We start from the raw sequence: 25,323 nt of genomic DNA on the forward strand, positions 1-25,323 counted from the left end.
CCGTTACAAAGTGAGGGGTCGTTATGACGGCACCACGTGGTGGTCGACTTCAATCATCGTGACGAGGAAGGCTGAGCGTCACGCGCAGACCTCCCTGTTCCAGATTCCGCAGGCTGACTTCACCGCCATGGGCATGGGCAATATTTCGCGCGATACCCAAGCCAAGGCCGTATCCAGGCTGCTTGGCCGCAAGCCTGAAGTTCGGCTCAAACACCTGCTGCAGCCACGCCTGCGGCACCCCGGGGCCCTCATCGTCGACGTGAAGAACAAAGGTGCTCTTGTTGTCCTCAATCAGCAGATGCGCGCGCTCGCCATATTTGAGTGCATTGTCGAGCAGATTGCCGATGCAGCGCTTGAGCGCCAAGGGTTTGCCTGCGTAGGGCGCTGTCGCCCTGCCCTCCACTGTCACTCGCCCATTGCCGCCCGGCGCCAGGTAGGGCTCGGTGACGCAATCGAGCAGGAGATTGAGGTCCAGCGGCTCGATGTTCTCGTGGATATCGGTGTCCTTGACGCATTGCAGAGCGCCCTTGACCAGTAATTCGAGCTCGTCGAGATCACGGCTGAACTTGCGCTGCAGGGCTTCATCATCCAGCAGCTCGACTCGCAACCGCAGCCGTGTGATCGGTGTGCGCAGGTCATGGGAAATGGCGCTGAACAGTTGGCTACGTTCGGTAAGGTAACGACCGATGCGCTCACGCATGCTGTTGAAGGCTCGACTGACCTCAATTACCTCGCTACCGCCCCGCTCCGGCAATAACTCTACCTCGGTGCCAAGAGACATCTCTCGCGCGGCCTGAGCCAACTTCTTGAGCGGTCGGCTTTGCCAGTGCACGAGGATGCCAATGAACAACAGCAGAAAGCTGGTAGTGAGAAAGACGAACCAGAGCTGCTGAGTCGGAATGCCGTCATCTTCCAGGCTCACGTACGGCGCAGGCATCAGGGATGCGAGATAGAGCCACTCTCCGGGCGCAATCTGGATCTGAGTGACCAGCACGGGTGGATTCAGCGGCTCGAGACTCAACGCGTAATGCGCCCAGGACCGTGGCAATTCATCAAGCTTCACCCCGCCGTTGAAAATACGCAGATCATCCGGGCTTACGAAGTTAACCGACATATCCACGTCATTCCCAAGGCGCTCGCGCAGCACTTCATCCACTTCGGCAAGCACAGCCTGCTTGCGCTCGGTGGGCGGGAGAATCTGCATGTCCAGCGGCTTGTCATTTAACGAGACGAAAAAGCGTGTGCCGCCCATGCTGCGCAACTGGTCGAGCACCAGTGGCCGATAGCCGAGCGGCAGAGAGCGAAAGTAGCTGACGCTGGCCGACATCGACTGCGCGACGCTGCGAGCGCTGGTCAGCAATCCTTCCATCTGACTCGCGCGCAACTGGGAAACCCAGATGAAGCTCGACAGCGCCTGCGCCATCAACACCACCAGGAGCGTCAACAGCAGCATCCGGCCGAGCAGAGAGCGCGGGACCGGCAACCATCGGCGCTTAGCCGAGCGCGTCATGGTGCGGGGCCACCTGGGCTGCGAGCAGGTAACCGCTGCCTCGTACGGTGCGGATCAACCGAGGGCACTTGCCGGTATCCCGCAACCGCTGGCGAAGTCGGCTTACGGCCATGTCGACGATTCGTTCGAGCGGCATCACTTCCCGACCCCGCGTTGCGTTGGCAATGGTGTCGCGGTCTAGGATCTGTTGTGGATGATCGAGAAACAGCTTCAGCAGCGCGAAATCGGCACCTGATAACAGAACTTCCTCGCCGTCCTGATGAAACAGTCGATGGCTGATCATATCCAGCCGCCACTCATCGAACGCCAGCACGTCGCTTGCGCGCTCCTGGCCAAAGTTGACACGTCGAAGCAGTGCTTTGATCCGGGCAAGCAATTCTCGAGGGCTGAAGGGCTTGCCGAGGTAGTCGTCGGCACCAAGCTCGAGACCGATGACACGGTCGGTCTCATCTGAACTTGCGGTGAGCATGATGATAGGCATCTGGGCCAGACGTTGATGACCGCGCACCCACCGGCAAAGGCTGAATCCATCTTCGTCGGGCAACATCACATCGAGGATGACCAGGTCAGCCGGATCGCGGGCCATGGCCTCCCGAAACTGGGCGCCGTCCGCCACCGTGCGGACCTGGAAGCCGGAGCGGCTGAGGTAGGCATCCAACAGTTCGCGAATGTCCTGGTCATCGTCGACCAGCAAAATCGATCGTCCAGCCTGGTTCACCTGGCATCCCTTCTCTTGTTATGTATGTGCGTCTGGCCGTCAGCGGCCGCCGAGTGAGCCCTCCAGCAACTGCTGCAAAGCAACCCCAGCGCCTTCCAGCCCCGGGTACTCGGCTGTCACCACCCACACGGGGACCCTGTCAAAGTACCGGCTCATGTTGCCTTTGTCGCGGAAGCTTTTACTGAAGCCACTGCGCGCGAAGAACTCAACGAAGCGCGGCACGATCCCACCAGCGATGTATACGCCACCCTGTGCACCGGTAGTCAGTACGTTATCGCCGGCGATACGACCCAGCCAGACACAGAATTGTTCCAGCACAGCCTCGGCGTATGCATCGCCAGTCAATGCCGCAGCGGTTACTTCGGCAGGAGAGGTGAATCGAGGCGCTTCGCCATCCAGTGCGCAACTGGTCCGATAAAGCTCAAGCAGACCACCACCGCTCAGGATCGCCTCAGCATTAACATGCCCGAGTTTCTCATGCAGACGTGCCCACAGCGCTGCTTCCCGGGTGGTGCCGATTGGCAGACAGACATGCCCGCCCTCGCCCGGCATCGCCTGCCACATCCCGTCACCCACCGGCAGCAGTGTCGCAACACCGAGCCCGGTGCCTGGGCCAATCACGAGGCGCGCACGCCCGGCTGCCGATTGGCCTGGGCAGACCTCGATCAGCTCGCCTTCACGCAGGCGCGTCATACCCAGCGCCATCGCACTGAAGTCATTGATCAGCAACAGATCGCTGAGCCCCAGGTCCTGGCAAAACGAGGTTCGACTCAGGCGCCAGTGGTTGTTGGTAAAAGCAAAATCATCGCCCGATACCGGGCCTGCGCATGCCAGACAGACTGCCTGAAGTGCCTCAACGCTCTGCCCGACGCCTTGCAGATACGCGCGAATGGCGTCTTCGGGGCGCGGATACTCAACTGTCGGCAAGACCCTCACCGACTCGAGCTGACCATCGCGCCAGAGTGCGAAACGTGCATTCGTACCGCCGATGTCTCCTACCAATGCCGTCACTTGAGCGCCTCCAGCTCCTCGGTGAACACACTCGCGCCTTTCTCTGCCGGACTGAAGGCCGAACGTAGAAAGCCGAACAGTTCGCGGCCGCAACCGATCCCCAGATCACTTGGCGCCATGACTCGCTCGCGACTGTCAAACTCAGCCTGGTCAACCAGAACCCGTAACTCACCTGTTTCACCATCAACACGGATGATGTCGCCGTCGCGCACGCGGCACAGCGGGCCGCCGTCCAGCGCTTCCGGGCTGACGTGAATCGCCGCCGGCACTTTGCCCGAGGCCCCTGACATGCGGCCATCAGTCACTAACGCGACCTTGTGGCCACGATCCTGAAGTACGCCAAGGAACGGCGTCAGCTTGTGCAGCTCCGGCATGCCATTGGCCTTCGGTCCCTGGAAACGCACCACTGCAACAAAGTCCCGCTCCAGTTCGGCGTTTTTGAACGCCTGGGCCAGTTCAGCCTGATCACTGAATACACGCGCTGGCGCTTCGACCACGCGGTGCTCTGGAGCCACAGCGGAAATTTTCGTCACGCCGCGACCGAGATTGCCCTCCAGCACACGCAACCCTCCCTCTGGCGAGAAAGCGCGCTCGACCGGGCGCAGGATTGTCTCGTCCAAACTGCCTTGTGGTCCTTCTCTCCAGACCAGCTTGCCCTCCTCCAGAAATGGCTCCTGCGTGTACTGCTTGAGCCCCTTGCCCATTACGGTGAACACGTCTTCATGTAGCAACCCGGCATCTAGCAACGTCCGGACCATGAACGGCACACCGCCGCATGCGTGGAAGTGATTCACATCGGCCTGGCCGTTGGGATAGACCTTGGCCAAGGTAGGCGTGACGGCCGAGACGTCAGCCATGTCCTGCCATGTCAGCTGGATACCAGCCGCCTGTGCGAATGCCGGAATGTGCAAGGTGTGGTTCGTTGAGCCACCCGTAGCGTTCAGGGCCACCACCGAGTTGATGATCGATTTCTCGTCAACGATCTTGCACAGCGGCAGGTAGTTACCAGATTGCGGCGTCAGGCGCGTCACCTGCCGTGCGGCTTCGCGGGTCAATTCGTCACGTAGTGGCGTGTATGGGTTTACGAACGACGAGCCCGGCAAATGCAGACCCATGATTTCCATCACTACCTGGTTGGTGTTGGCCGTGCCGTAAAAGGTGCAGGTGCCGGGGCTATGATAAGAAAGCATCTCCGACTCCAGCAGCTCCTCGCGGCTGGCCTTGCCTTCAGCGTAGCGCTGCCGAACCTCGGCTTTCTGCTTGTTCGGAATGCCAGAAGGCATCGGCCCACCGGGTACGAATACCGCAGGCAGATGGCCGAAACGCAAGGCGCCGATCATCAACCCAGGGATGATCTTGTCGCAGATGCCCAAGTACAGCGCCGCATCGAACATGTTGTGCGACAGCGCAATAGCGGTGGCCATGGCGATCACTTCGCGGCTGGCGAGGCTCATTTCCATCCCCGGGTCACCCTGGGTCACGCCGTCGCACATTGCCGGCACGCCACCGGCGAACTGCCCCACCGAACCAACCTCACGCAAGGCCTGCTTGATGATTTCCGGGAAATGCTCATAGGGCTGATGCGCGGACAACATGTCGTTGTAAGCCGAAACGATTGCCACGTTGGCCTCGTTCATCAGGCGAAGCTGCTGTTTGTCGCTGGTCGAAGCGCAACCGGCAACGCCATGTGCGAAGTTCGCGCACTGCAGCTTGCCGCGTTGCGGCCCGTCGCTCGCCGCACCGGCCATCTGCGCCAAATAGCGTTCGCGCGTCGGGCGGCTGCGTTCGATCAAACGTTCGGTAACTTCTTGAATCCGCGGGTGCATGCCGTCACTCCTGCTTTAATCTGTAGTTTTATCAACAAAACAACTTACATTCGGGCTTGATTTCTATTTTGACAGGAATAATCTTGTAATTCCCACAACAAATTCCGCCCAGGACCTTCTTATGACTATTCGCATCGCCATCAACGGCTTCGGCCGTATCGGACGCAATGTCCTCCGCGCCCTGTACAGCCAGGATTACCGCGAGCACCTTCAAGTCGTGGCGATCAACGATCTTGGCAGCCCGGCGATGAACGCTCATCTCCTGCAGTTCGACAGCGTGCATGGCCATTTCGACGCAAAGGTCGAGGTCAGCGAGTCGGAAATGCGCGTTAATGGCGACACCATTGCCGTCACCGCAATCCGCAATCCAGCCGAGCTACCCTGGCGCCAGCACAAGGTCGACGTTGTATTCGAGTGTACCGGCCTCTTCACCTCCCGCGAAAAAGCCAGCGCACATCTGGATGCTGGCGCCGGCAAGGTAATCATTTCCGCACCGGCTTCGGGCGCCGATGCCACCATCGTCTACGGCGTCAACCACGATATTCTTCGGCAGTCGCATCAGATCATTTCTAACGCTTCCTGTACGACGAACTGCCTTGCGCCTGTAGCCCAGGTGCTGTCGCGCGAATTCGGCATCGAACATGGCTTGATGACCACCATCCATGCCTACACCAACGATCAGAATCTGTCGGACGTCTACCACAGTGATCCTTATCGTGCGCGCTCGGCGACCCAATCGATGATCCCAACCAAGACCGGAGCGGCAGAAGCCGTTGGATTGGTCCTTCCTGAGCTGGCCGGAAAATTGACCGGAATGGCGGTTCGGGTACCCGTGATCAACGTGTCACTTGTCGATCTGACCCTGGAACTCAGCCGCGAGACGACCGCAGAGGAAGTGAATGCACTCATGCAGAACGCCAGTGAGCGCTCGCCAATAATGGCCTGTAACTCGTTACCACTGGTGTCATGCGACTTCAACCACAATCCGATGTCCTCGATTTTCGACACCAACCACACCAAGGTTAGCGGAAGACTGCTGAAGGTGATGGCCTGGTACGACAACGAGTGGGGGTTCTCCAACCGCATGCTCGACACTTGCCGCGCCCTGCACGAGGCTGCGTAAGCGGCCTGCGGCCCATTTCAGTCACTACAAGGAAGAACATGAACCGCATTGATTTCATCAGCGCGACACTGCCAGCACGCAAGCGCATCGCCCTGGTTGCTCACGATCACTGCAAAGGACGGTTACTGGAATGGGCCGAGCGACAGAAAACTCGACTGGAGCGACATGAATTGCTCGCCACCGGCACTACCGGATTGCTGCTGGGGCAGCGCCTGGGACTGCCGGTGGAGTGCATGATCAGTGGTCCTTTAGGTGGGGACCAGCAGATAGGGGCACGCATCGCCGAGCGCCGGATCGACATGCTGGTGTTCTTCTGGGATCCCTTCGAACCCCAGCCACATGATCCTGATGTAAAGGCACTGCTCCGTGTCGCCGCAGTGTGGAATATCCCCCTGGCCGCCAACGAAAGCAGCGCAGATTATCTGCTGTCCAGCCCTATGCTGGATCAGGCGCATTCGCTGAGCATTCCGGACTACGGTAATTACCTGGCAGCTCGCCGACCAGCTGATCAGTAGTCTCGGCTGCGTTCGCTGGGGAAGCCGCTCTCTTCTTCGCTCTTGGCTTCTTCGGTCTCCGCTTCATCGTTCTCAGCTTCGCTGCGCAGATCGTCGAAGTCGGTCTTCAGCCCGGTTTCCATGCTGTCCAACTCTGCCAGCAGACTGCGGAAACTGGTCTGCTCGCGCGGCGATTCCGGATCCTGCTGGAGATCGGCGCGGGCTTGCAGCGCTGCTGGAACAGGAGGGTCCTCGACATCGACTGGCAGCGGTTCGGGCTCCATCTCGCGCAGTACCGCCAAGGGCGGTAGCTCGTCGAGGTTCTTCAGGTTGAAGTGATCGAGAAACTGCTTGGTAGTCGCGAACATGGCCGGCCGCCCCGGAACGTCGCGGTGACCGACCACCCGCACCCATTCGCGCTCTAGTAACGTCTTGACGATCTGACTGTTGACCGCCACGCCGCGTATATCCTCTATCTCCCCCCGGGTGATGGGCTGCCGGTAGGCGATCAGCACCAACGTCTCCAGCAATGCACGCGAGTAACGCTGCGGACGCTCTTCCCACAGCCGGCCGACCCAGGGCGAGAAACGCTCGCGAACCTGCAGACGATAGCCACTGGCAACCTGTTTCAGCTCGAAAGCCCGCCCCTTGCACGACTTCTCGAGTATCTCAAGCGCTTTGCGCAGCAATGTCGGTGATGGGCGCTCGGACTCCTCAAACAGCTCGGCCATTCGCTCGATCGACATCGGTTTACCAGAGGCCAGCATGAAAGCCTCCAGCAGAGACGCGAGATCTTTTGGCTCAGACAGGTTCACAGGCTTGGCTCCATCAGCACGTCCGCCGACAGCGACGACTCCTCGGTTCGCGTCCGGACATGAATTGGCGCAAAGGGCTCGTTCTGTACCAGCTCAACCAACGACTCCTTGATCAATTCGAGCACCGCCATGAATGTCACCACGACGCCCAACCGGCCTTCTTCGAGCGTGAATAACGCCGCAAACGGCACGAAAGCTCCGCCCTTCAAGCGCTCGAGCACATCGCTCATGCGCTCGCGGGTCGACAGGGTTTCGCGGGTGACCTGATGACTCTCGAACATGTCAGCGCGACGCAGCACCTCAGCCATGGAAATGAGCAATTCCTCGAGGCTGACCTCGGGAAGCAGCTTTCGAGCCCGCGCCTCAGGTGCATCCAGGCGCGGCACATGCAGATCACGTCCGACCCGTGGTAGCTGGTCGAGGTCTTCCGAGGCGGCCTTGTAACGCTCGTACTCCTGTAGTCGACGGATCAGCTCGGCACGGGGATCGAGCTCATCTTCCTCGACCTCTGCCGAGCGCGGCAGCAGCATGCGCGATTTGATTTCGGCCAGCATTGCCGCCATCACCAGATACTCGGCCGCCAATTCCAGGCGTACGGCTTTCATCAGCTCGACATAGCCCATGTACTGGCGGGTGATTTCCGCAACGGGAATATCGAGAATATCGATGTTCTGCTTACGGATCAGGTACAGCAAAAGGTCCAGCGGACCCTCGAAGGCTTCGAGGAATACTTCGAGCGCATCCGGCGGGATGTAGAGATCCTGCGGCAGTGTATTGAAGGCCTCCCCATAGACGAGCGCCAGCCGCAGCTGTTCGCCGGGCTGCTCGACCATGGGTACGACTGGGGGTTGCTGCATGATCTCTCCATGAAAGGGACTGTGCTGTAAGGGGCGGCAGCCAACATCGGCGATCCATAGCACCCTAGCGGTGGTTCAGGCCCATCGCCTGCCGCACGACTACCAGGGTTTCACGCGCTTCGTCGCGGGCATGCTCAGCGCCTTCAGCCAGAATGCTTCGCACCAAGTCCGGATTCTGCTCGTAGTCCTGAGCCCTTTCCTGCAGCGGCGCAAGCTCCGTCTTTATCGCTTCGATCAGCGGCGCCTTGCACTCCAGGCAACCGATTCCTGCGCTACGACAGCCTTGCTCGGCCCATTGACAGACATCCTCGGCCGAATGCGCCTGATGCATTTGCCAGACCGGGCAGCGCGTCGGCTCACCCGGGTCGTGACGATGCACCCGCGCTGGATCGGTCGGCATGCGTTTGATCTTTTCCTCGATTTCCGCAGGGGTATCACGCAGAAAGATCGAGTTGCTGGCAGATTTTGCCATCTTCCCACCGTCCAGGCCGGAGACCTTGGGCGTATCGCTGAGTAATGCCTGCGGCTCAGGCAACAGCAGCCGACCTCCCCCTTCCAGATAGCCGAACAACCGTTCCTGGTCGCCAATGGTAATGGTCTGCTGATCCTTGAGCAGTGCGCGGGCTGTATTCAAAGCGTCGAGATCGCCTTGTTCCTGGTAACTCTTGCGCAGACTTGAATAGAGTTTCGAACTTTTCTTTCCAAGCTTGCGAATAGCCGCTTCGGCTTTCAGCTCGAAATCTTCTTCGCTGCCATAAAGGTGATTGAAACGCCGGGCCACGTCACGCGCAAATTCGATATGCGGTAGCTGGTCCGCCCCCACCGGCACTACGCCGGCGCGGTAAGCCAGGATGTCGGCTGCCTGCAACAGCGGATAGCCAAGAAATCCGTAGGTGCCCAGGTCCTTGTGCTGCGCGTCGAGCTGCAGCTCCTTGTAGGACGGTACGCGCTCGAGCCACGACAAAGGGCAGATCATTGAAAGCAGCAAATGCAGTTCGGCGTGCTCTGGCACCTGGGATTGAATGAACAGATTTGCAGAGCTGGGGCTGATGCCTGCTGCCAGCCAGTCAACTGCCATGTCCTGCGCATTGCGGGCAATCTCGGCGCCCGAAGCATAATCGGTCGTCAATGCGTGCCAATCGACGATGCAGAAAAAGCACTGGTACTCGTGCTGCATCTTTACCCAGCTCTTCAATACGCCGTGGTAGTGACCAAGGTGAAGACGGCCGTTCGGCCGCATTCCGGAAACTACACGTCGCTGAGAATCCATGGAGCTCAAAAGGGTTTCCTTCGTAGGTTATAAAAAGGCGAACAAGGATCAGCCGCCAAAAGGTGCGGGGTCGCCGCAACCGACACGAACCACCTCAGGATCGCCATCCACCAGGCTGATTACCGTAGAGGCTTCTACGCCACCGTAACCGCCGTCGATGATCAGGTCCACCTGATGTTCCAGCGCGTCACGCATTTCATATGGATCGCTCATCGGCTCGGCTTGGCCGGGCAGAATCAGGCTGACGCTCATCAATGGCTCACCGAGTTCGGCAAGCAGCGCTTGGGCGATGGGTTGCGCGGGCACCCGCAGGCCGATGGTACGTCGCTTGGGATGCAACAGCATCCTTGGGACTTCCCGAGTAGCGCTGAGAATGATGGTGTAGGGACCGGGCAGATGAGTCTTGAGCAACCGGAAAGCCGCAGTATCCACCTTGGCAAACAGGCCGAGCTGGGACAGGTCGCGGCAGACCAGTGTGAAGTTGTGCTTGTCATCCAGCTGTCGCAACCGACGGATCCGCTCGATGCCTGTCTTGTTTCCCATCGAACAACCAACGGCATATGACGAATCGGTGGGGTAAACGACCACGCCCCCGTTGCGAATGATCTCGACCGCTTGCTTGATCAGCCGCGCCTGAGGATTGTCGGGATGTATCTGAAAGAACTGACTCATTGGAACTCCCTGCTCAGCCGGCAACAGCCGCGCCTGGTTCATGATCGAAATGTCTCCACAGTGGTTGCAGATCTTCGGGCAAGGTCCGGTACATTCCCAGCTCCGACCAATCGCCCGGCGCGTGAAAATCACTGCCAATGCTCGCCATCAAACCGAACTCGCGCGCCAGGATCGACAGACCACCGACCTGCTCCAGCGGCTGCATGCCATTGACCACTTCCAGCGCATGCCCGCCGGCCTGAGCAAACTCGTTCACCAGCCGGCGCCGTTTGCTGCGAGTGAAGTCGTACTGCCAGGGGTGCGCAAGACTGATCCAGGCGCCAGCATCGCGCAATGTGGTTACTGTCTGCTCCAGCGTTGGCCAATGCTGCTTGACGTCCCCGAGCTTGCCCGACCCCAGCCATTTTCGAAACGCCTCGGCGCGATCACGTACGTGGCCGGCGCGCACCAGATAATCAGCGAAATGCGGGCGCGCCGGCGCGTTGCCGCTGTCTCCCAGCTCCTGTTGAATCGCCCGGGCACCTTCCAACGCGCCAGGCATGCCTTTGGTTTCCAACCGCTGAGCGATCATCTCGGCCCGTCGCCAACGACCATGGTGGAGCTCGCCAATGGCCCGCTGCAACGCCTCGGCATCAGGGCGGAAGGCATAACCGAGCACATGAATGGTGGCGCCACTCCAGACGCAGGACAGTTCAATCCCATTGACGAGGCGGATGCCTAGCGAATCCGCTGCGGCGCGGGCGTCATCCAGGCCTTCCACCGTGTCGTGATCGGTAAGAGCGAGCAACTCGATGCCTCGCGCATGAGCGCGCTCCACGAGCATCGCTGGGGCCAGCGCGCCGTCAGAGGCGGTGCTATGGCAATGCAGATCAACAATCATTCAGAACAGGTTCTCCAGGGGCTTGACGGCACACATCTTGTGACCGTCAGTGCCGACGCTCGTGCAATCGTCCAACTTGGCAAAGCTTGCGCGATGTCGTGGAAATGGCTGGCGGACAGCGTTTCGCCAAAAGCGCGGTTTGTTATTATGCCGGCCACTCCCGCCTCTGGCTTGCCTTGTGAAACAAATCATCGACTTCGTTCCGCTGCTGCTGTTCTTCATCGTCTACAAACTCGAGCCGCAGACGTTCGAGATCTGGGATATGAGTTTCAGCATTGGCGGGATCTTCAGCGCGACGGCCGTACTCATCGCCAGCTCGGTGATCGTCTATACGGCATTCTTCATTCGTCAGCGCCGCCTCGAAAAGAGCCAGTGGCTTACCTTGGCCGCGTGCGTGCTGTTTGGCGGTTTGACGCTCGCGCTCCACAGCGAAACGATACTGAAATGGAAGGCGCCGGTACTCAACTGGTTATTCGCCTTGGCCTTCGCCGGCAGCCACTTCGTCGGTGACAGGCCACTTATCCAGCGCATGATGGGTCATGCGATCCAGCTGACTCCGGCGCAGTGGGCGCAGTTGAGCATCGCCTGGATACTGTTCTTTCTCGTCTGCGGCTTCGCCAACCTGTTTGTCGCGTTCGTCTATCCGGCTATCTGGGTAGACTTCAAGGTATTCGGCAGTCTTGGGCTGACCTTGCTGTTCATGGCAGGCCAAGCCGTGTATCTCGTGCGTCACATGCAACCCGAACCTGAACAATCATAGGAGTGACCATGCTTTACGCCATCATTGCCACCGATGTCCCCGATTCGCTGGAAAACCGCCTTGCGGCGCGCCCTGCTCATCTGGCCCGCCTGGATGACCTGAAGAATCAGGGCCGCATGGTTCTGGCCGGCCCGCATCCGGCAGTCGACAGTAACGACCCCGGCACCGCGGGCTTTACCGGCAGCCTGGTAGTCGCCGAGTTCGACTCCCTGCAAGCGGCCGAAGAATGGGCCGCTGCCGATCCGTACAAGGCTGCCGGCGTATACGGCAACGTAATAGTCAAACCCTTCAAACAGGTTTACCCCTGAGTCGAGCGACTTACACGCTCAGGTCAGTCTGGCCGTAGGGTTTCCCCGGCCCGTTGAGGAAAAAGGAGTTCCGATGCGCCAAGGTCTGCTGTCCCTACCGCTGGTCCTTATGCTGGCCAGCCCACTGCTTCAAGCCGAGCAAGCCCCGGCCGCTCAGGGCCCGATTGTGGATACAACTGATCGACAGGCAGAGTTGGAAGATCGCCTGAGCGAAAATCTGCAACAGCGCCAGACTCTGAAAGAGAGCCCGGATGTGACAGCCAGCGCCGCAGGCCAAGCGCAACTAGCCAGACTTCGGCAGGAAAACCATCGGCTTCGTTTGCAGCTCGAGGAATTGCAAGCCCGTCCGCAGGCGGAGCCACAACTGTTGAACGATCAGCAACAATGGTTTGCGGTCGGTGGCGGCGTTGGCGTACTGGGTTTTTTGCTGGGCGTACTGACGACCCGCGGCCGACGTCGCCGGCAATGGCTGAACTGAACCGACAAGAGTGACCCATGAGCGAATTGCTGCTGATAGACGACGATCAGGAACTCTGCGAACTGCTGGTGAGCTGGCTGGCCCAGGAGGGATTCGTCGCCCATGCATGTCATGACGGACGAAGCGCACGTGCCGCCCTGGCAGAACATCAGCCATCAGCCGTCGTGCTAGACGTGATGCTTCCAGATGGCAGTGGCCTCGACCTACTGAAGCAACTGCGCAGCGAACACCCGGACCTTCCGGTGCTGATGCTATCCGGACGCGGCGAACCGCTCGATCGTATTCTCGGTCTGGAGCTTGGCGCCGACGACTATCTGGCCAAACCTTGCGATCCTCGCGAGTTGACTGCCCGCCTCAAGGCCGTGTTACGCCGTAGCCAACCGGCCAGCGCGCCGACCCAGCTGGAACTGGGCGACCTCTGTTACAGCCCCGCACGCGGCGTCGCGAGCATAGGTGGGCATGAAGTTACGCTGACTCTCTCCGAAGGGCGAATTCTCGAAGCATTGCTCAGCCAGCCTGGGGAGCCACTTGAGAAACAGGCGCTCGCTCAACTGTCGCTGGGCCGTAAGCTAACGCTGTATGACCGCAGCCTGGACATGCATGTCAGTAATCTACGGCGCAAACTCGGCCCCCATCCGGATGGCCGCCAGCGCATCGTCGCGCTACGCAGCCGCGGCTACCTTTACGCATCCTGACGGCCTTTACCCTGCCTTTACCCTGCCCTGACGGCCGCTGACCTTGCGCGCCCTAGACTGAGCTCATCCGATCGAAGCCAGCTGAAGCCTGATCCACAGCGATGGCCAGAGATCGGTTTTCATACTCAGGAGATACCCACGATGCGCAAGACACTCATCGCCGTACTGTTCGCTTCCGCTCTTCCAGCTTTCGCCATGGCAATGCCAGACGGCAGCGGCTACCGCCATCATGGCGGCAAGCACGCGCCCTTCGAGCAACTGGACCTGACCAAAGAGCAGCGTGCCGAAATGCGCAAACTGATGGGCGAGCAGATGAAAAATCATCGCGACATCACCCAGCGCTACCTCGACAAGCTGCCCGAAGCCGAACGTAAGGCCATGCAGGATGAGCTCAAGAGCAGCAAGGAAAAGACTCACAAGCAGATGCGCGACCTTCTCAAGCCTGAGCAGCAGAAGAAGTTCGACGAAATGCACGAGAAGATGGAAGCCAAACGGGCCGATCGTGCCGAGTTCGAACAGTGGAAAGCCGAACGCGATCAGAAGAGCTGATCGACGACTGAACGACAACCCACCCGGCCCACGGCGCCAGCAACAGGCGCGCAGGTGCCGGGCTCTGCTTTGGAGTAGCTGACAGGTGCGATCACTGTTCTGGCGAATTCTTGCGACATTCTGGTCAGCAATCGCACTGGTGGCAGGCCTGGCGATGCTGCTCGGCCATGCGCTCAATCAGGACAGCTGGATTCTCAACCGCCACCCGGGTGTCAGCGGTCTGGCAGAGATGTGGACTAGGGTCTACGAGCGCCAGGGGCCGATCACAGCGCAGTTCCTGCTCGAACGGCACCGCAACCGATTTGGCGTCGATGTGCAAGTGCTCGCGGAAAATGGACAACCCATCATTCGTGGCACCTTCCCCCCTCGCGCCGCAGCCTTCGAAGCGCGTCAGGCACACCGCGACGGACGCCTGCCCTGGCGCCGCCTGACCAGCGATTACACAAGTCCTGATAGTGGCAATACCTACCTGTTCATCTATCGGATCCCCAATCAGGAGTTGCAGGCGTGGCACCGCGGCAGCCTGTTCTGGCCGCTCAGCGCCATCGCCATCGCCCTGGTCGTGCTGACAGGGTTCAGCCTCCTCCTCACCCTTTCCATCACTCGCCCGCTCGATCGCCTGCGCGGCGCTGTACATGATCTCGGGCAGACCACTTATCAGCAGAATTCACTGGCGCGGCTGGCCAAGCGACGCGATGAACTGGGCGTGCTGGCCAACGACTTCAACCGCATGGGCGCGCGGCTGCAAAGCCTGATCGGCAGTCAGCGGCAATTACTACGCGACGTCTCTCACGAGCTGCGCTCACCATTGGCACGCCTGCGCATCGCGCTGGCGCTCGCCGAACGGGCGACCCCCGCTGAACGCGAAGTCATCTGGCCACGCCTGGCGAAAGAGTGTGATCGGCTGGAAGCGCTGATCAGTGAGATTCTGGAGTTAGCGAGGCTTGACGCCGAACCAGGGCCGCCCAGCCCTGTCGACCTGCGTTCGATGTTCATGCAACTTGAAGACAACGCACGCATCGTTTCGCCGAACCAGCGTATCGAAATTCAAATCGAGACCGAAACCCAGCTCCAAGGCTGGACGGACATGCTGGAACGCGCCTTGGACAACCTTTTACGTAACGCGCTGCGCTTCAACCCGGAAGGGCCTCCGATAGAATTGCGCGCCAGCAGCGATGAGCAACATCTGCTGCTTAGCATTCGCGACCATGGCCCCGGGGTGGACGAAGCGCACCTTGCGCAATTGAGTGAGCCATTCTTCCGTGCTCCCGGCCAGACCACAGCTGGACACGGACTGGGCCTGGCTATCGCGCGTCGGGCTGCCGAGCGACACGGCGGAGAATTATTGCTGGGAAATCATCCCGACGGCGGTTTCGTTGCCAGTTTAAGGCTGCCCTTGAAAACTCCGCCTCAGCCAGCACGGCTGCCAGAATGAATCACTGCAGGCCGTCCCATGAGCCTACGAATTCGGCGGGATCAAGTTCTGGCGGTGTCCTCAGCTTCCCGTCTGGCGTGCCGAGGTAGATGAAGCCCAACATTAGCTCGTTTTCCTCCAGGCCCAGCGCTTTCGCCAGATATCGGTCGTACGAAAACTCACCCGTTCGCCACACGGCTCCGAGCCCCTGTGCGTGGGCAGCCAGCAGAAGACCGTGCGCCGCGCACCCGGCAGCCAGAACTTGCTCGTTGTCTGGCACTTTCGGATGCGGTACGACTCGCGCGATAACAACCACCAGCAACGGAGCACGCAACGGCATCTTGCGCGCTTTCTGCACCGCCTCCGGTGTTGCTTCCGGCTGACGAACCAACAGCGACTCAGCCATGACATCGCCCATCCGTTCGCGGGCTTCACCCTGAATTGTCAGGAACCGCCATGGCCGAAGCTGGCCGTGGTCGGGTGCTCGCAGCGCTGCGCGAAACATGATGTCCAACTGGGCGGTCGTTGGCGCCGGGTCCGAAAGTCGCGTAACGGATACACGGTTGAGCAACAGATCGAGAGCTTCCATCCAGCCACCTCCAAAAAACGAATCGGACATTCTAGAGCCGCAACCCGTTCGTTGGCAGTGCAGTTTCGCTGGCTTCGGTGGCGCCTCTTTCTCAAGCCACCCGATCAGGGGAAAGCTGCGGCTCCAGTGGCGGTGTCAGAGGAGGCAGGCCATGCGCTGCCCGAGCCGTGTCGCAATGGGCATTGTGCTGACCGTCGACCCATGACGCTTCGAATTCACGGCATGTGCTCGAGCGCTGCTCATACATGGTACAGCGCACGCCACACCCGACATCACCCATCAAACCGACGCAACGCGCGGGCTTTGATTCAGTGCCGAGCATCGCGACGTGGAACGGGCTCACCTGCACCGTCACGTTGTCAGGCACCACACCGCCGGACGAGGCGCATTCGCCCCAGAAGAAGGACACACGAAAGTACGCGCAGCAGGCGCCGCACGTGAGGCAAGGATTTTCGATGGACATGGTAGGCGGACACCCAGAAACCGGCAAAGGGCCGGCACCGAGCGGCTATTCTAGTCATCGCCAAGAACTTGGGAAGAGGGCCGACGGGGGCTTTGCGAAAGATTTTCCAACAAGCCGATCGCCGGTTTACTGCCGCTCCCACAGGGGTAGAATGGCGCCCTTCATTTTCAAGCCGAGCAGCAATAACACATGGCCTTGCCGACCCTGCGCATCATCGGTTTCATTCTCGGCATCTTCCTGATCACACTCGCTGTCAGCATGATCATTCCGATGATCACGTTGCTGACGTTCGATCGCACTGATGACCTGCAGGCGTTCATCTGGGCGAGCCTGATCACTTTCAGTAGCGGCATAGCCTTGGTAGCACCCGGACGCCCAGAGCTAACTCAGTTGCGGCCTCGGGATATGTACTTCCTCACCACGGTCAGTTGGCTGATCGTGTGCTGCTTTGCTGCCCTGCCCATGATGCTGATTCATCACATCAGCTACACCAATGCATTCTTCGAAACGATGTCGGGAATCACAACCACGGGCTCGACGGTCTTGTCCGGCCTCGACTCGGCATCGCCAGGCCTGCTGATGTGGCGATCAATGCTGCAGTGGCTCGGCGGCATCGGCTTCATCGGCATGGCGGTAGCCATTTTGCCGCTGCTGCGCATCGGTGGTATGCGTCTGTTCCAGACTGAGTCGTCTGACTGGTCGCAAAAAGCGATGCCGCGCTCGCACGTGATGGCGAAGTCGATCCTGTTCGTCTATCTGGCACTGACGCTGATCTGTGGAGTGGCTTATTGGCTCAGTGGAATGACGCCATTCGAGGCTATCAACCACGCCATGACGACGATCGCCACCGGCGGCTACTCAACCTCTGATAGCTCGATGGCAAAGTTTTCACCTGCCGCTCACTGGGTCGCGATCTGCTTCATGCTACTAGGAGGGTTGCCCTTCATTTTGATGGTTTCGACCGTGCGCGGAAATCGCTACGCATTGGTTCATGATCAGCAGGTTCAAGGCTTCGTGGGCATGTTGCTGATCATTTGCTTTGCGTTCGCAATCTGGCTGACGATGCATTCCGACTATGCCTTTCTGGACGCATTACGGATTGTGTCGCTAAACGTCGTGTCAGTTGTAACGACAACGGGTTATGCATTGGGCGACTACACACAGTGGGGTGAGTTTGCAGTTCTTGCCTTCTTCTACCTGACATTTATAGGCGGATGCTCAGGCTCAACTTCCGGGGGCTTGAAGGTTTTCCGTTTCCAGGTGGCTTATGCCTTGTTACGAGCCAACCTGGGGCAGCTCGTACATCCGCGAGCCGTCATCAAGCAGCGTTATAACAAGCACACGCTCGATGAGGAGATCGTACGATCCATCCTCACGTTCTCTTTCTTTTTCACAATAACTATCGGTGCGCTAGCGTTAGCGCTGGCACTGCTGGGACTAGACATGCTCACCGCTCTCACGGCGGCGGCAACGGCAGTCTGTAACGTGGGCCCAGGACTTGGGCCTATCATCGGGCCCGCCGGCAACTTCTCCACGCTGCCGGACGCGGCCAAGTGGCTGCTGTCGTTCGGCATGTTGCTAGGGCGTCTTGAGATCATCACCGTACTCGTGATGCTGACGCCCTCGTTCTGGCGTCACTGACAGCTTCAGGTCTCGCCAATGTCCTCGTTCCACAGCTCGGGGCTGTTGGCGATGAAGCTGCGCATCATTTCGACGCAGCTCGCATCCTGCACAACCTGCACGTCGACGCCCCGGCCACGCAGCAGCAGTTCCTCGCCCAGGAAAGTCTGATTCTCGCCGATGATCACCTTCGGAATGCCATAGAGCAGGATCGCTCCACTGCACATGGCGCACGGCGAGAGCGTGGTATAGAGCACCGATTCGGCATAGACGCTGGCTGGCTGGCGACCCGCATTCTCTAACGCATCCATCTCGCCGTGCAGCACGGCACTGCCCTGCTGGACACGCCGGTTATGCCCGCGCCCGATGATCTGGCCCCGATGGACGATCACCGAACCAATAGGTATGCCGCCTTCAGCGAGCCCCTGCTTAGCTTCATCGATTGCCGCCTGCATGAATGGGTCCATCGTTTCGCCCCCGTGTTCAAGCCTTCGTTAAAGTAAGCCTGAGTATGGTCAGGCTGCGCTGGTCTTGTCGCCACCTTTGAACAATCGGCCGCCCAGGGTTACAACCGCTAGAACCAGGCCTCCGACGAGTATGCCGAAGGCGGCATCTAATAGTGTCGGCAGCAACCCTGCCAGCACCGAGCCTATGTAGGGCAGCGCTACGGTGTTCTGCGCGCTGTCTTCGATGAAGTGGTGGATCGCCTTTATGCCATGAGTGAGGATGCCGCCGCCTACCATGAACATCGCCGCGGTGCCGACGACCGACAAGGTTTTCATCAGCCAGGGCGCTACGGTAAGAATCCCTCGCCCGATTGCCTGCGCCGCCCCGCTGGCACGCTTGCTTAGCGCCAGCCCGGCATCGTCGAGTTTGACGATGCCTGCCACCAGGCCATAGACGCCAACCGTCATGATGATCGCAATGCCAGCAAGCACAGCGATCTGTTGCGTGAAAGGCGCCGCCGCTACTGTGCCCAGCGTTATCGCGATTATTTCGGCAGACAGAATGAAGTCGGTGCGCACCGCACCGCTGATCTTGTTCCGCTCGAAGGCCACCATATCCACAGTGGGATCAGCCAGGGCATCAAGCTGCTGGGCATGGTGATCGTCGTCCTTATGCAGGAAGCGATGAGCAAGCTTTTCGAAACCTTCGAAACAGAGAAAAGCACCACCGAGCATCAACAGCGGCGTGATCGCCCAGGGAATGAATGCGCTGATCAACAAAGCCGCTGGCACCAGGATCAGTTTGTTGCGCATCGACCCTTTCGCCACTGCCCACACCACTGGCAGCTCCCGGTCGGCCTTGACGCCAGTGACCTGCTGGGCGTTGAGCGCAAGATCGTCGCCGAGTACCCCGGCTGTTTTCTTTGCGGCGATTTTCGTCATCACCGAGACGTCATCAAGAACTGTCGCAATGTCATCAATCAGAGCAAGCAGGCTACTGGCCAAGTCGGGCGTCCTTCGTCGTAGAAGCTAATGAGCGTGGCGCGAGCGCCGCAACAATTGGTAATAAGGCTATTCTCACCGGTCACAAGTTCCGGCGCTCCAGCGATAGCGTGAATCAACCCTCAATAGGCCGGCTTGACCCCGGCAGCGCGTAACCACCTGTCCGCGGTGTTCAGTGGACACCCGCGGAGCCATAGCCAGGAAGTGGCGAGCGAAACTAGACTGTGGTTTCAAAATAAGAGGAGGTGCAGCATGAGCACTCGAACCGCTGAACGCTTTACCCGGTTTGCAGATTTCTACCCCTTCTATCTGGCCGAACACAGCAATCCGACATGCCGCCGGCTGCACTTCATCGGCAGTCTGCTGGTGCTTTCGATCCTCGCCTACGCGTTGATCACTCAGCAGTGGCTATGGCTACTGGCAATTCCACTGGCCGGTTACGGTTTCGCATGGGTCGGGCACTTCATCTTCGAAAAGAATCGCCCTGCGACCTTCCAGTACCCGCTTTACAGCTTTCTCGGCGATTGGGTGATGCTCAAGGACATGCTCACCGGAAAGATACGATTCTGACGAATTCAAGCGCTACGGTGCTGTGGCCGATCCGCGGGCCGTCACGGATTGGACGGGTGGTTTGGCGCAATGGTGGCGACTTGGTTATCATCCGCGAGCCAGCGCCGGCTCACGCGCTGTCGCCTTCAACGGTGCATGTCAGCGCGCCGGAATTTCTCAGGGATAGCAACCACGATGTCAACCGTGACCGGTGAACGGCGTAACGGCCTTGCAACTCGCCCGCTGCGTGAGTATTACGCTCGCGTTTTTGCCTATCTGATATGCGCCGCAACGCTTGCCGCCGGAGTCTACACCCAGCAATTTGCCCTCAACCTGCTGTGGATGGTTCCGTACGCCCTCCTCTACCCCCATTTCGCTTATCACCTGAGCTACCGATTCAAGCGCGAACACCCAGAGCGAACATCGCAGACGCTCTTGTGTCTTGACGCGCTGAACGCTGGCGCCGGCATCGTGCTACTCGGGTGCACCCTCGTGCCGAGCATGATGTTTGTGCTGACGCTGACCTTCAGCGCGCTGGTCATCGGCAGTCTGCGAAACCTGTTGATGACGATGCTGATGGTCGCTATCGGCGTTGGCCTGACTAGCCTGCTGGTGCCTTTGCGCTTCGACAACGACGCATCGTTTCTGGTGTCGGCCGTCAGCATTCTGCTCACTTCGCTCTATGTCTGCGTCACGGCTTACTACGTGCATCAACAGGGTGTACGGCTGGCCCAGGCGCGCAGTGAAGTGGAAGCGCAGCAGGCGAAAGCCGCAAAGCTGGCTCGCAACCTGGCCAAGTACCTTTCACCCCAGGTTTGGGAGTCGATTTTTTCCGGCAAGCGCACCGTCCGCCTGGAAACCCAGCGCAAGAAACTCACGGTGTTCTTCTCCGACATCAAGGGGTTTACCGAGTTATCTGAAGAGTTGGAAGCGGAAGCTCTCACCGATCTGCTCAACACCTATCTCAATGAAATGTCGAAGATCACGCTCAAATACGGCGGGACCATCGACAAGTTCGTTGGCGACTGCGTGATGGTGTTCTTTGGCGACCCGGCCAGCCAGGGAGCGAAAAAGGACGCCGTAGCGGCCGTCTCGATGGCAATCGCCATGCGCAAGCACATGAAGGTGCTCCGGCAGCAATGGCGTGCCCAGGGCATCACCAAACCGATGGAAATTCGCATGGGCATCAACACTGGTTACTGCACTGTCGGTAACTTCGGTGCTGACACGCGCATGGACTACACCATCATCGGTCGGGAGGTGAATCTGGCCAGCCGGCTGGAGAGCTCAGCCGAGGCAGGCGAAATCCTGATCTCCCACGAAACCTATTCGCTGGTCAAAGACGTCATCATGTGCCGCGACAAGGGGCAGATCACCGTCAAAGGTTTTACACGTCCAGTTCAGATCTACCAGGTCGTGGATTTCCGGCGCGATCTGGGTGCGACCAATAGCTTCGTTGAGCACGAGCTGCCTGGCTTTTCGATGTACCTGGATACCAACGGCGTGCAGAACTTCGACAAGGAGCGGGTCATCCAGGCGCTCAATCAGGCGGCCGACAAACTGCGTGACAAGGTGATCATGTAGTAACCGACATTGGCTGGATGAGATGCGACTGCATATTCGGCCAGCCCTGATGGCCACTCCATCACAAGCAGCCGAGGACACCATGCCACCGATCCTGTCGCTGCGGCATTACAACCAAGACCAGATTATCCACAGCCATCAGCACACTCAGCTGGTATTCGGGCTTCAAGGACAACTGGACTTCGAAATCGATGGCCGCGGCAGTCGCATCCATCAACAGCTGCTCGCAGTGGTGCCAAGCGCTGCTCAACACGCTTGCGACAGTGTGAACGGCAGCCTTTGTCTTGTGGTGGATTTGCCTGATCTCGATTGGATGCGCACTCGCCTCGGGCATCACGCCGACTCCGCACGGCGCATGCTTGATCAAGCTGCAGCGCTGCGCCTGAGTGCAACGCAAAACCAGTTGGTGACCTGGCTTTCAGCAAGCCCGATCAATGACCCCATCATCGCCGAGCAAGGCGCTGTTTTATTGCTGGCAAGCTTGGCCTCAGGTTGCGAACCGATTGGTCGTAGGTCCCCGCTGCCTCTGGACGCGATACATGCTCACATCGACCGCCATTTGGCACACCCATTAGAAGTTCGAGATCTGGCACGGCTGACGGGCCTTTCCGTGCAACGCTTTCATCATCGTTTCGTCAACGAAACGGGTAAGACGCCTCAGGAGTTCATTCGATTACGGCGCCTTCATGAAGGACGAGAGTTGATAGTAAGCACCCAGCTGCCGATCGGCGAGATAGCTACACGGGTCGGATACTCATCGCAGAGTGCCTTCACCGCGGCCCTGAGCCGTGAATACGGTTCGACGCCACGGGTGCTCAGACGCGAGCCACGCGACAAAACGCGGGGGTAGCGCGACAGACTGCCCGCCGCGCGGTCCTTATCATGGATGCCCAAGTCTGCACGCTCCTTACACCGAGGCTCCATGTCCGTTATTTGCTCTGCTTCGTTCCGCCATCCCATACCGGGTTTGGTCCGGTGACCATGACCCATCGCAACGCGCTGCTCGCCATTCACTTCGGCGCGCTGATGTTCGGGCTGGCCGGCATCTTCGGTAAGCTCGCCGAGAGTTCGCCGCTCATCATCACCCTTGTCCGAGCCGGTTTTGCCGTGATCGCATTGCTGCTGGCCGCGAAATTTCTTCAGAGCAACGGAGCGTTACCTAACGGCCGACAACGAGCAGGCCTACTGCTTGGTGGATTATTATTGGGTGGCCACTGGCTGACCTTCTTCATGGCCGTGAAGATCGCCGGAGTGGGCATCGCCACGCTGGGTTTTGCCAGCTTTCCAGCCTTTACTCTGTTGCTTGAAGGGCTACTGTTCCGAGAGCGCACCCGGCCGGTGGAATTCGGCATGGTGGCGCTCGTCTGTGCGGGTTTGCTGCTGGTCACACCTCACTTCGATCTAGCCAACGAAAGCACCCTGGGCCTGCTTTACGGGATTCTTTCGGGACTGATGTTCGCCCTGCTGTCGCTGCTCAACCGGGCGGTGACGCGCGGCGTCGATCCAGTTCAGGCCGCCCTCTGGCAGAACGGCATCATTCTGGTGTGTCTGCTGCCCTTCACTTGGGCCTCGCTACCGGCTGTTCCGGCCATGGACTGGGTATGGCTCGGGTTACTGGGGGTGCTCTGTACCGGCCTGGCGCACAGCCTGTTCGTGGCCAGTCTGAAAGTCCTGAACGCACGTACGGCCTCGGTTATCTTCGCGCTGGAGCCGGTTTATGGAATCGCGTTCGCATGGTGGCTGTTCAATGAACAGCCCACACTACGAATGCTGATCGGCGGCGCCTTGATCATCCTCGCCTCGGTCATCACCAGTCGATTGAAGGCGCCAGCCGCGAAAAATGAGGCAACTCCGCTCGCAAGTCCTCAGCCTGCCTCAGAACGACAGTGACAGCGGCAGCCGCACAAAATACGGCCGCGCTATGGCGATCAATGCGAATGGCGCGGCACCTCGGCGCCGCGGCAACCGACCAGGAAGTCGAAGTCGCACCCCTCATCGGCCTGCAGCACGTGATCGACGAACAGGCGCCGGTAGCCACCGTCCCACAGCAAACCCTGCGGAGCCTGCCAGGAAGCCAGTCGTTCTTGCAGTTCAGCATCAGAGATATCCAGGTGCAGGCGACCAGCAAAACAATCCAGCTCGATGAAGTCGCCGTTGCGCACCACCGCCAGCGGGCCGCCAGCAGCGGCTTCGGGAGCGACGTGCAGCACCACGGTGCCGTAAGCCGTGCCACTCATGCGCGCATCGGAGATCCGCACCATGTCGGTAATCCCTTTGGCCAGCACCTTCGGCGGTAGCCCCATATTGCCGACTTCGGCCATGCCCGGATAACCCTTTGGCCCGCAGTTCTTCATGACCAACACGCAGGTTTCGTCGACATCCAGCTCCGGATCGGCGATGCGCGCCTTGTAGTCATCGAAATCTTCGAAGACCACCGCGCGCCCGCGGTGCTTCATCAGTTCAGGGGTCGCCGCCGACGGCTTCAGCACCGCACCGCTCGGCGCAAGATTACCCCGCAGCACACAGATGCCGCCGTCCTCGCGCAGTGGATTGTCGAGCGCACGAATCACTTCGTCCTCTCCGTAAATGGGGGCCTGTGCGCAGTTGTCCCACAGCGACTTACCGTTGACGGTGAGCGCATCGGGATTGGGCAACAGCTGATTTTCACCCAGACGCCGGATGACTGCGGGTAATCCACCGGCGTAGTAGAACTCCTCCATCAGGAAGCGTCCGGAAGGTTGCAGATCGACTATGGTCGGCATGCCCCGCCCGATGCGCGTCCAGTCATCCAGATCGAGTTCGACACCCATCCGCCCGGCGATAGCTTTGAGGTGGATCACTGCATTGGTCGATCCGCCGATAGCGGCATTGACCCGAATTGCATTCTCGAACGCCTGCTTGGTCAGCACCTTCGACAACCTCAAGTCCTCTTGCACCATATCGACGATGCGCATGCCCGACAGATGCGCGAGCACGTAGCGGCGGGAATCCACCGCTGGTATCGCCGCGTTGTGCGGCAGTGAAGTTCCCAGCGCTTCGGCCATGCAGGCCATGGTTGACGCCGTGCCCATGGTGTTGCAGGTTCCGGCTGACCGCGACATGCCGGCCTCGGCAGACAGGAACTCATCAAGGCTGATCAGGCCCCCCTTATAAGCTTCGTGCATCTGCCAGACGATGGTACCGGCGCCGATGTCGCGGCCGTTGTGCTTGCCATTAAGCATCGGACCGCCGGTGACGACTATCGCGGGAACGTCGCAACTAGCCGCACCCATGAGCAGCGCCGGCGTGGTCTTGTCGCAGCCGGTGAGCAGTACCACGGCATCGATGGGGTTGCCGCGGATCGACTCCTCCACATCCATGCTGGCGAGATTACGCGTGAGCATGGCGGTGGGCCTGAGATTCGACTCACCGTTGGAGAACACCGGGAATTCGACGGGGAAACCACCTGCTTCCAGCACGCCTTTCTTCACGTGCTCGGCGATTTTGCGAAAGTGCGCATTGCAGGGCGTCAGCTCTGACCAGGTGTTGCAAATGCCGATGATCGGCTTGCCCTGAAACTCATGGTCGGGGATGCCCTGATTCTTCATCCAGCTGCGGTACATGAAACCATTCTTGTCGGTGGTACCGAACCATTGAGCGGACCGCAGGGGGCGTTTTTCAGTCATTGCAATGCACCTGTTTTCGTCGATG

The 25,323-nt window shown here is 59.6% G+C and carries 27 protein-coding genes; 13 read left to right on the plus strand and 14 right to left on the minus strand.

Annotated features, from left to right (window positions below; all coding sequences use genetic code 11):
- Positions 1–49 precede the first annotated feature (49 nt).
- From EA797_RS08380 to edd, 4 genes are read right to left on the minus strand one after another with little or no spacing between them, the layout of a single operon-like run.
- Positions 50–1,510, minus strand: a complete 1,461-nt coding sequence (locus tag EA797_RS08380) for an ATP-binding protein (protein ID WP_122164770.1) — start codon at positions 1,508–1,510, stop codon at positions 50–52.
- Positions 1,494–2,228 carry a response regulator gene (locus EA797_RS08385; protein ID WP_122164771.1) on the minus strand — a complete coding sequence of 245 codons (735 nt, stop codon included), beginning with the start codon at positions 2,226–2,228 and terminating at the stop codon, positions 1,494–1,496. Before EA797_RS08385 ends, EA797_RS08380 begins: the two co-directional genes overlap by 17 nt.
- A gap of 39 nt (positions 2,229–2,267) precedes the next feature.
- Positions 2,268–3,239 carry a glucokinase gene (locus EA797_RS08390; RefSeq protein WP_122164772.1) on the minus strand — a complete coding sequence of 324 codons (972 nt, stop codon included), beginning with the start codon at positions 3,237–3,239 and terminating at the stop codon, positions 2,268–2,270.
- Entirely contained in the window at positions 3,236–5,065 is a 1,830-nt protein-coding gene (gene edd / locus EA797_RS08395) for a phosphogluconate dehydratase (protein WP_122164773.1), read from the minus strand. Before edd ends, EA797_RS08390 begins: the two co-directional genes overlap by 4 nt.
- Positions 5,066–5,186: 121 nt before the next feature.
- On the opposite strand from edd, the gene gap reads away from it, so the two are divergent.
- On the plus strand, positions 5,187–6,188 hold the full coding sequence (gap, locus tag EA797_RS08400; RefSeq protein WP_122164774.1) for a type I glyceraldehyde-3-phosphate dehydrogenase: 1,002 nt from the start codon (positions 5,187–5,189) through the stop codon (positions 6,186–6,188).
- Between the two features lie 38 nt (positions 6,189–6,226).
- Complete coding sequence (locus EA797_RS08405) at positions 6,227–6,703, plus strand: methylglyoxal synthase (protein WP_122164775.1); 477 nt, start codon at positions 6,227–6,229, stop codon at positions 6,701–6,703.
- Here EA797_RS08405 and scpB read toward each other — a convergent pair.
- From scpB to EA797_RS08430, 5 genes are all read right to left on the minus strand, one after another.
- Positions 6,697–7,497, minus strand: coding sequence for an SMC-Scp complex subunit ScpB (scpB, locus tag EA797_RS08410; protein ID WP_122164776.1), 801 nt, complete (start codon positions 7,495–7,497; stop codon positions 6,697–6,699). The genes EA797_RS08405 and scpB overlap by 7 nt on opposite strands.
- On the minus strand, positions 7,494–8,354 hold the full coding sequence (locus EA797_RS08415) for a segregation and condensation protein A (protein ID WP_122164777.1): 861 nt from the start codon (positions 8,352–8,354) through the stop codon (positions 7,494–7,496). Before EA797_RS08415 ends, scpB begins: the two co-directional genes overlap by 4 nt.
- A gap of 64 nt (positions 8,355–8,418) precedes the next feature.
- Positions 8,419–9,594 (minus strand): tryptophan--tRNA ligase, encoded by a 1,176-nt coding sequence (locus EA797_RS08420; RefSeq protein ID WP_244214110.1) that lies wholly within the window; start codon positions 9,592–9,594, stop codon positions 8,419–8,421.
- Positions 9,595–9,672: 78 nt separating this feature from the next.
- A complete protein-coding gene (locus EA797_RS08425; protein ID WP_122166186.1) occupies positions 9,673–10,296 on the minus strand; it encodes an L-threonylcarbamoyladenylate synthase in 624 nt (207 codons plus the stop codon).
- A gap of 13 nt (positions 10,297–10,309) precedes the next feature.
- Positions 10,310–11,176 carry a PHP domain-containing protein gene (locus EA797_RS08430; RefSeq protein ID WP_122164779.1) on the minus strand — a complete coding sequence of 289 codons (867 nt, stop codon included), beginning with the start codon at positions 11,174–11,176 and terminating at the stop codon, positions 10,310–10,312.
- A 178-nt stretch (positions 11,177–11,354) separates the two neighbouring features.
- Here EA797_RS08430 and ispZ point away from each other — a divergent pair, with 178 nt between their 5' ends.
- The 6 genes from ispZ to EA797_RS08460 all read left to right on the plus strand — a co-directional run bounded on the left by ispZ (position 11,355) and on the right by EA797_RS08460 (position 15,401).
- The gene (gene ispZ, locus EA797_RS08435; protein ID WP_122164780.1) at positions 11,355–11,936 is read left to right on the plus strand and encodes a septation protein IspZ; all 582 of its coding nucleotides are present in this window, start codon (positions 11,355–11,357) and stop codon (positions 11,934–11,936) included.
- Between the two features lie 8 nt (positions 11,937–11,944).
- Positions 11,945–12,244, plus strand: coding sequence for a YciI family protein (locus tag EA797_RS08440; RefSeq protein ID WP_122164781.1), 300 nt, complete (start codon positions 11,945–11,947; stop codon positions 12,242–12,244).
- 73 nt (positions 12,245–12,317) lie between these two features.
- Complete coding sequence (locus EA797_RS08445) at positions 12,318–12,722, plus strand: hypothetical protein (protein ID WP_122164782.1); 405 nt, start codon at positions 12,318–12,320, stop codon at positions 12,720–12,722.
- Between the two features lie 17 nt (positions 12,723–12,739).
- Positions 12,740–13,417, plus strand: coding sequence for a response regulator transcription factor (locus tag EA797_RS08450; RefSeq protein WP_122164783.1), 678 nt, complete (start codon positions 12,740–12,742; stop codon positions 13,415–13,417).
- A gap of 141 nt (positions 13,418–13,558) precedes the next feature.
- Entirely contained in the window at positions 13,559–13,966 is a 408-nt protein-coding gene (locus EA797_RS08455) for a Spy/CpxP family protein refolding chaperone (protein WP_122164784.1), read from the plus strand.
- Positions 13,967–14,051: 85 nt separating this feature from the next.
- Positions 14,052–15,401, plus strand: coding sequence for a sensor histidine kinase (locus tag EA797_RS08460; RefSeq protein ID WP_122164785.1), 1,350 nt, complete (start codon positions 14,052–14,054; stop codon positions 15,399–15,401).
- Between the two features lies 1 nt (position 15,402).
- Here EA797_RS08460 and EA797_RS08465 read toward each other — a convergent pair whose 3' ends face one another.
- Together EA797_RS08465 and EA797_RS08470 are read right to left on the minus strand one after the other, a co-directional pair.
- The gene (locus EA797_RS08465; RefSeq protein ID WP_122164786.1) at positions 15,403–15,969 is read right to left on the minus strand and encodes an NAD(P)H nitroreductase; all 567 of its coding nucleotides are present in this window, start codon (positions 15,967–15,969) and stop codon (positions 15,403–15,405) included.
- A 91-nt stretch (positions 15,970–16,060) separates the two neighbouring features.
- Complete coding sequence (locus EA797_RS08470; RefSeq protein WP_122164787.1) at positions 16,061–16,432, minus strand: YkgJ family cysteine cluster protein; 372 nt, start codon at positions 16,430–16,432, stop codon at positions 16,061–16,063.
- A 189-nt stretch (positions 16,433–16,621) separates the two neighbouring features.
- Between EA797_RS08470 and EA797_RS08475 the strand changes: the two genes are divergently transcribed.
- Positions 16,622–18,073 (plus strand): TrkH family potassium uptake protein, encoded by a 1,452-nt coding sequence (locus tag EA797_RS08475; RefSeq protein WP_122164788.1) that lies wholly within the window; start codon positions 16,622–16,624, stop codon positions 18,071–18,073.
- 5 nt (positions 18,074–18,078) lie between these two features.
- Here EA797_RS08475 and EA797_RS08480 read toward each other — a convergent pair whose 3' ends face one another.
- Both EA797_RS08480 and EA797_RS08485 read right to left on the minus strand, forming a co-directional pair.
- Entirely contained in the window at positions 18,079–18,519 is a 441-nt protein-coding gene (locus EA797_RS08480; protein ID WP_122164789.1) for a nucleoside deaminase, read from the minus strand.
- 48 nt (positions 18,520–18,567) lie between these two features.
- Positions 18,568–19,503 carry a DUF808 domain-containing protein gene (locus tag EA797_RS08485; RefSeq protein WP_122164790.1) on the minus strand — a complete coding sequence of 312 codons (936 nt, stop codon included), beginning with the start codon at positions 19,501–19,503 and terminating at the stop codon, positions 18,568–18,570.
- A 249-nt stretch (positions 19,504–19,752) separates the two neighbouring features.
- Between EA797_RS08485 and EA797_RS08490 the strand changes: the two genes are divergently transcribed.
- The 4 genes from EA797_RS08490 to EA797_RS08505 all read left to right on the plus strand — a co-directional run bounded on the left by EA797_RS08490 (position 19,753) and on the right by EA797_RS08505 (position 23,523).
- Positions 19,753–20,070, plus strand: coding sequence for an Mpo1-like protein (locus EA797_RS08490; protein WP_122164791.1), 318 nt, complete (start codon positions 19,753–19,755; stop codon positions 20,068–20,070).
- Positions 20,071–20,244: 174 nt separating this feature from the next.
- A complete protein-coding gene (locus tag EA797_RS08495) occupies positions 20,245–21,633 on the plus strand; it encodes an adenylate/guanylate cyclase domain-containing protein (protein ID WP_122164792.1) in 1,389 nt (462 codons plus the stop codon).
- Positions 21,634–21,715: 82 nt separating this feature from the next.
- Positions 21,716–22,483 (plus strand): helix-turn-helix transcriptional regulator, encoded by a 768-nt coding sequence (locus EA797_RS08500; RefSeq protein ID WP_122166188.1) that lies wholly within the window; start codon positions 21,716–21,718, stop codon positions 22,481–22,483.
- Positions 22,484–22,614: 131 nt separating this feature from the next.
- A complete protein-coding gene (locus EA797_RS08505) occupies positions 22,615–23,523 on the plus strand; it encodes a DMT family transporter (RefSeq protein ID WP_122164793.1) in 909 nt (302 codons plus the stop codon).
- Between the two features lie 38 nt (positions 23,524–23,561).
- On the opposite strand, the gene EA797_RS08510 is transcribed toward EA797_RS08505, so the two are convergent.
- On the minus strand, positions 23,562–25,298 hold the full coding sequence (locus tag EA797_RS08510; protein ID WP_122164794.1) for an IlvD/Edd family dehydratase: 1,737 nt from the start codon (positions 25,296–25,298) through the stop codon (positions 23,562–23,564).
- Positions 25,299–25,323 lie beyond the last annotated feature (25 nt).

The organism is Stutzerimonas zhaodongensis (assembly GCF_003696365.1).
GTDB classification, from domain to species: domain Bacteria; phylum Pseudomonadota; class Gammaproteobacteria; order Pseudomonadales; family Pseudomonadaceae; genus Stutzerimonas; species Stutzerimonas zhaodongensis.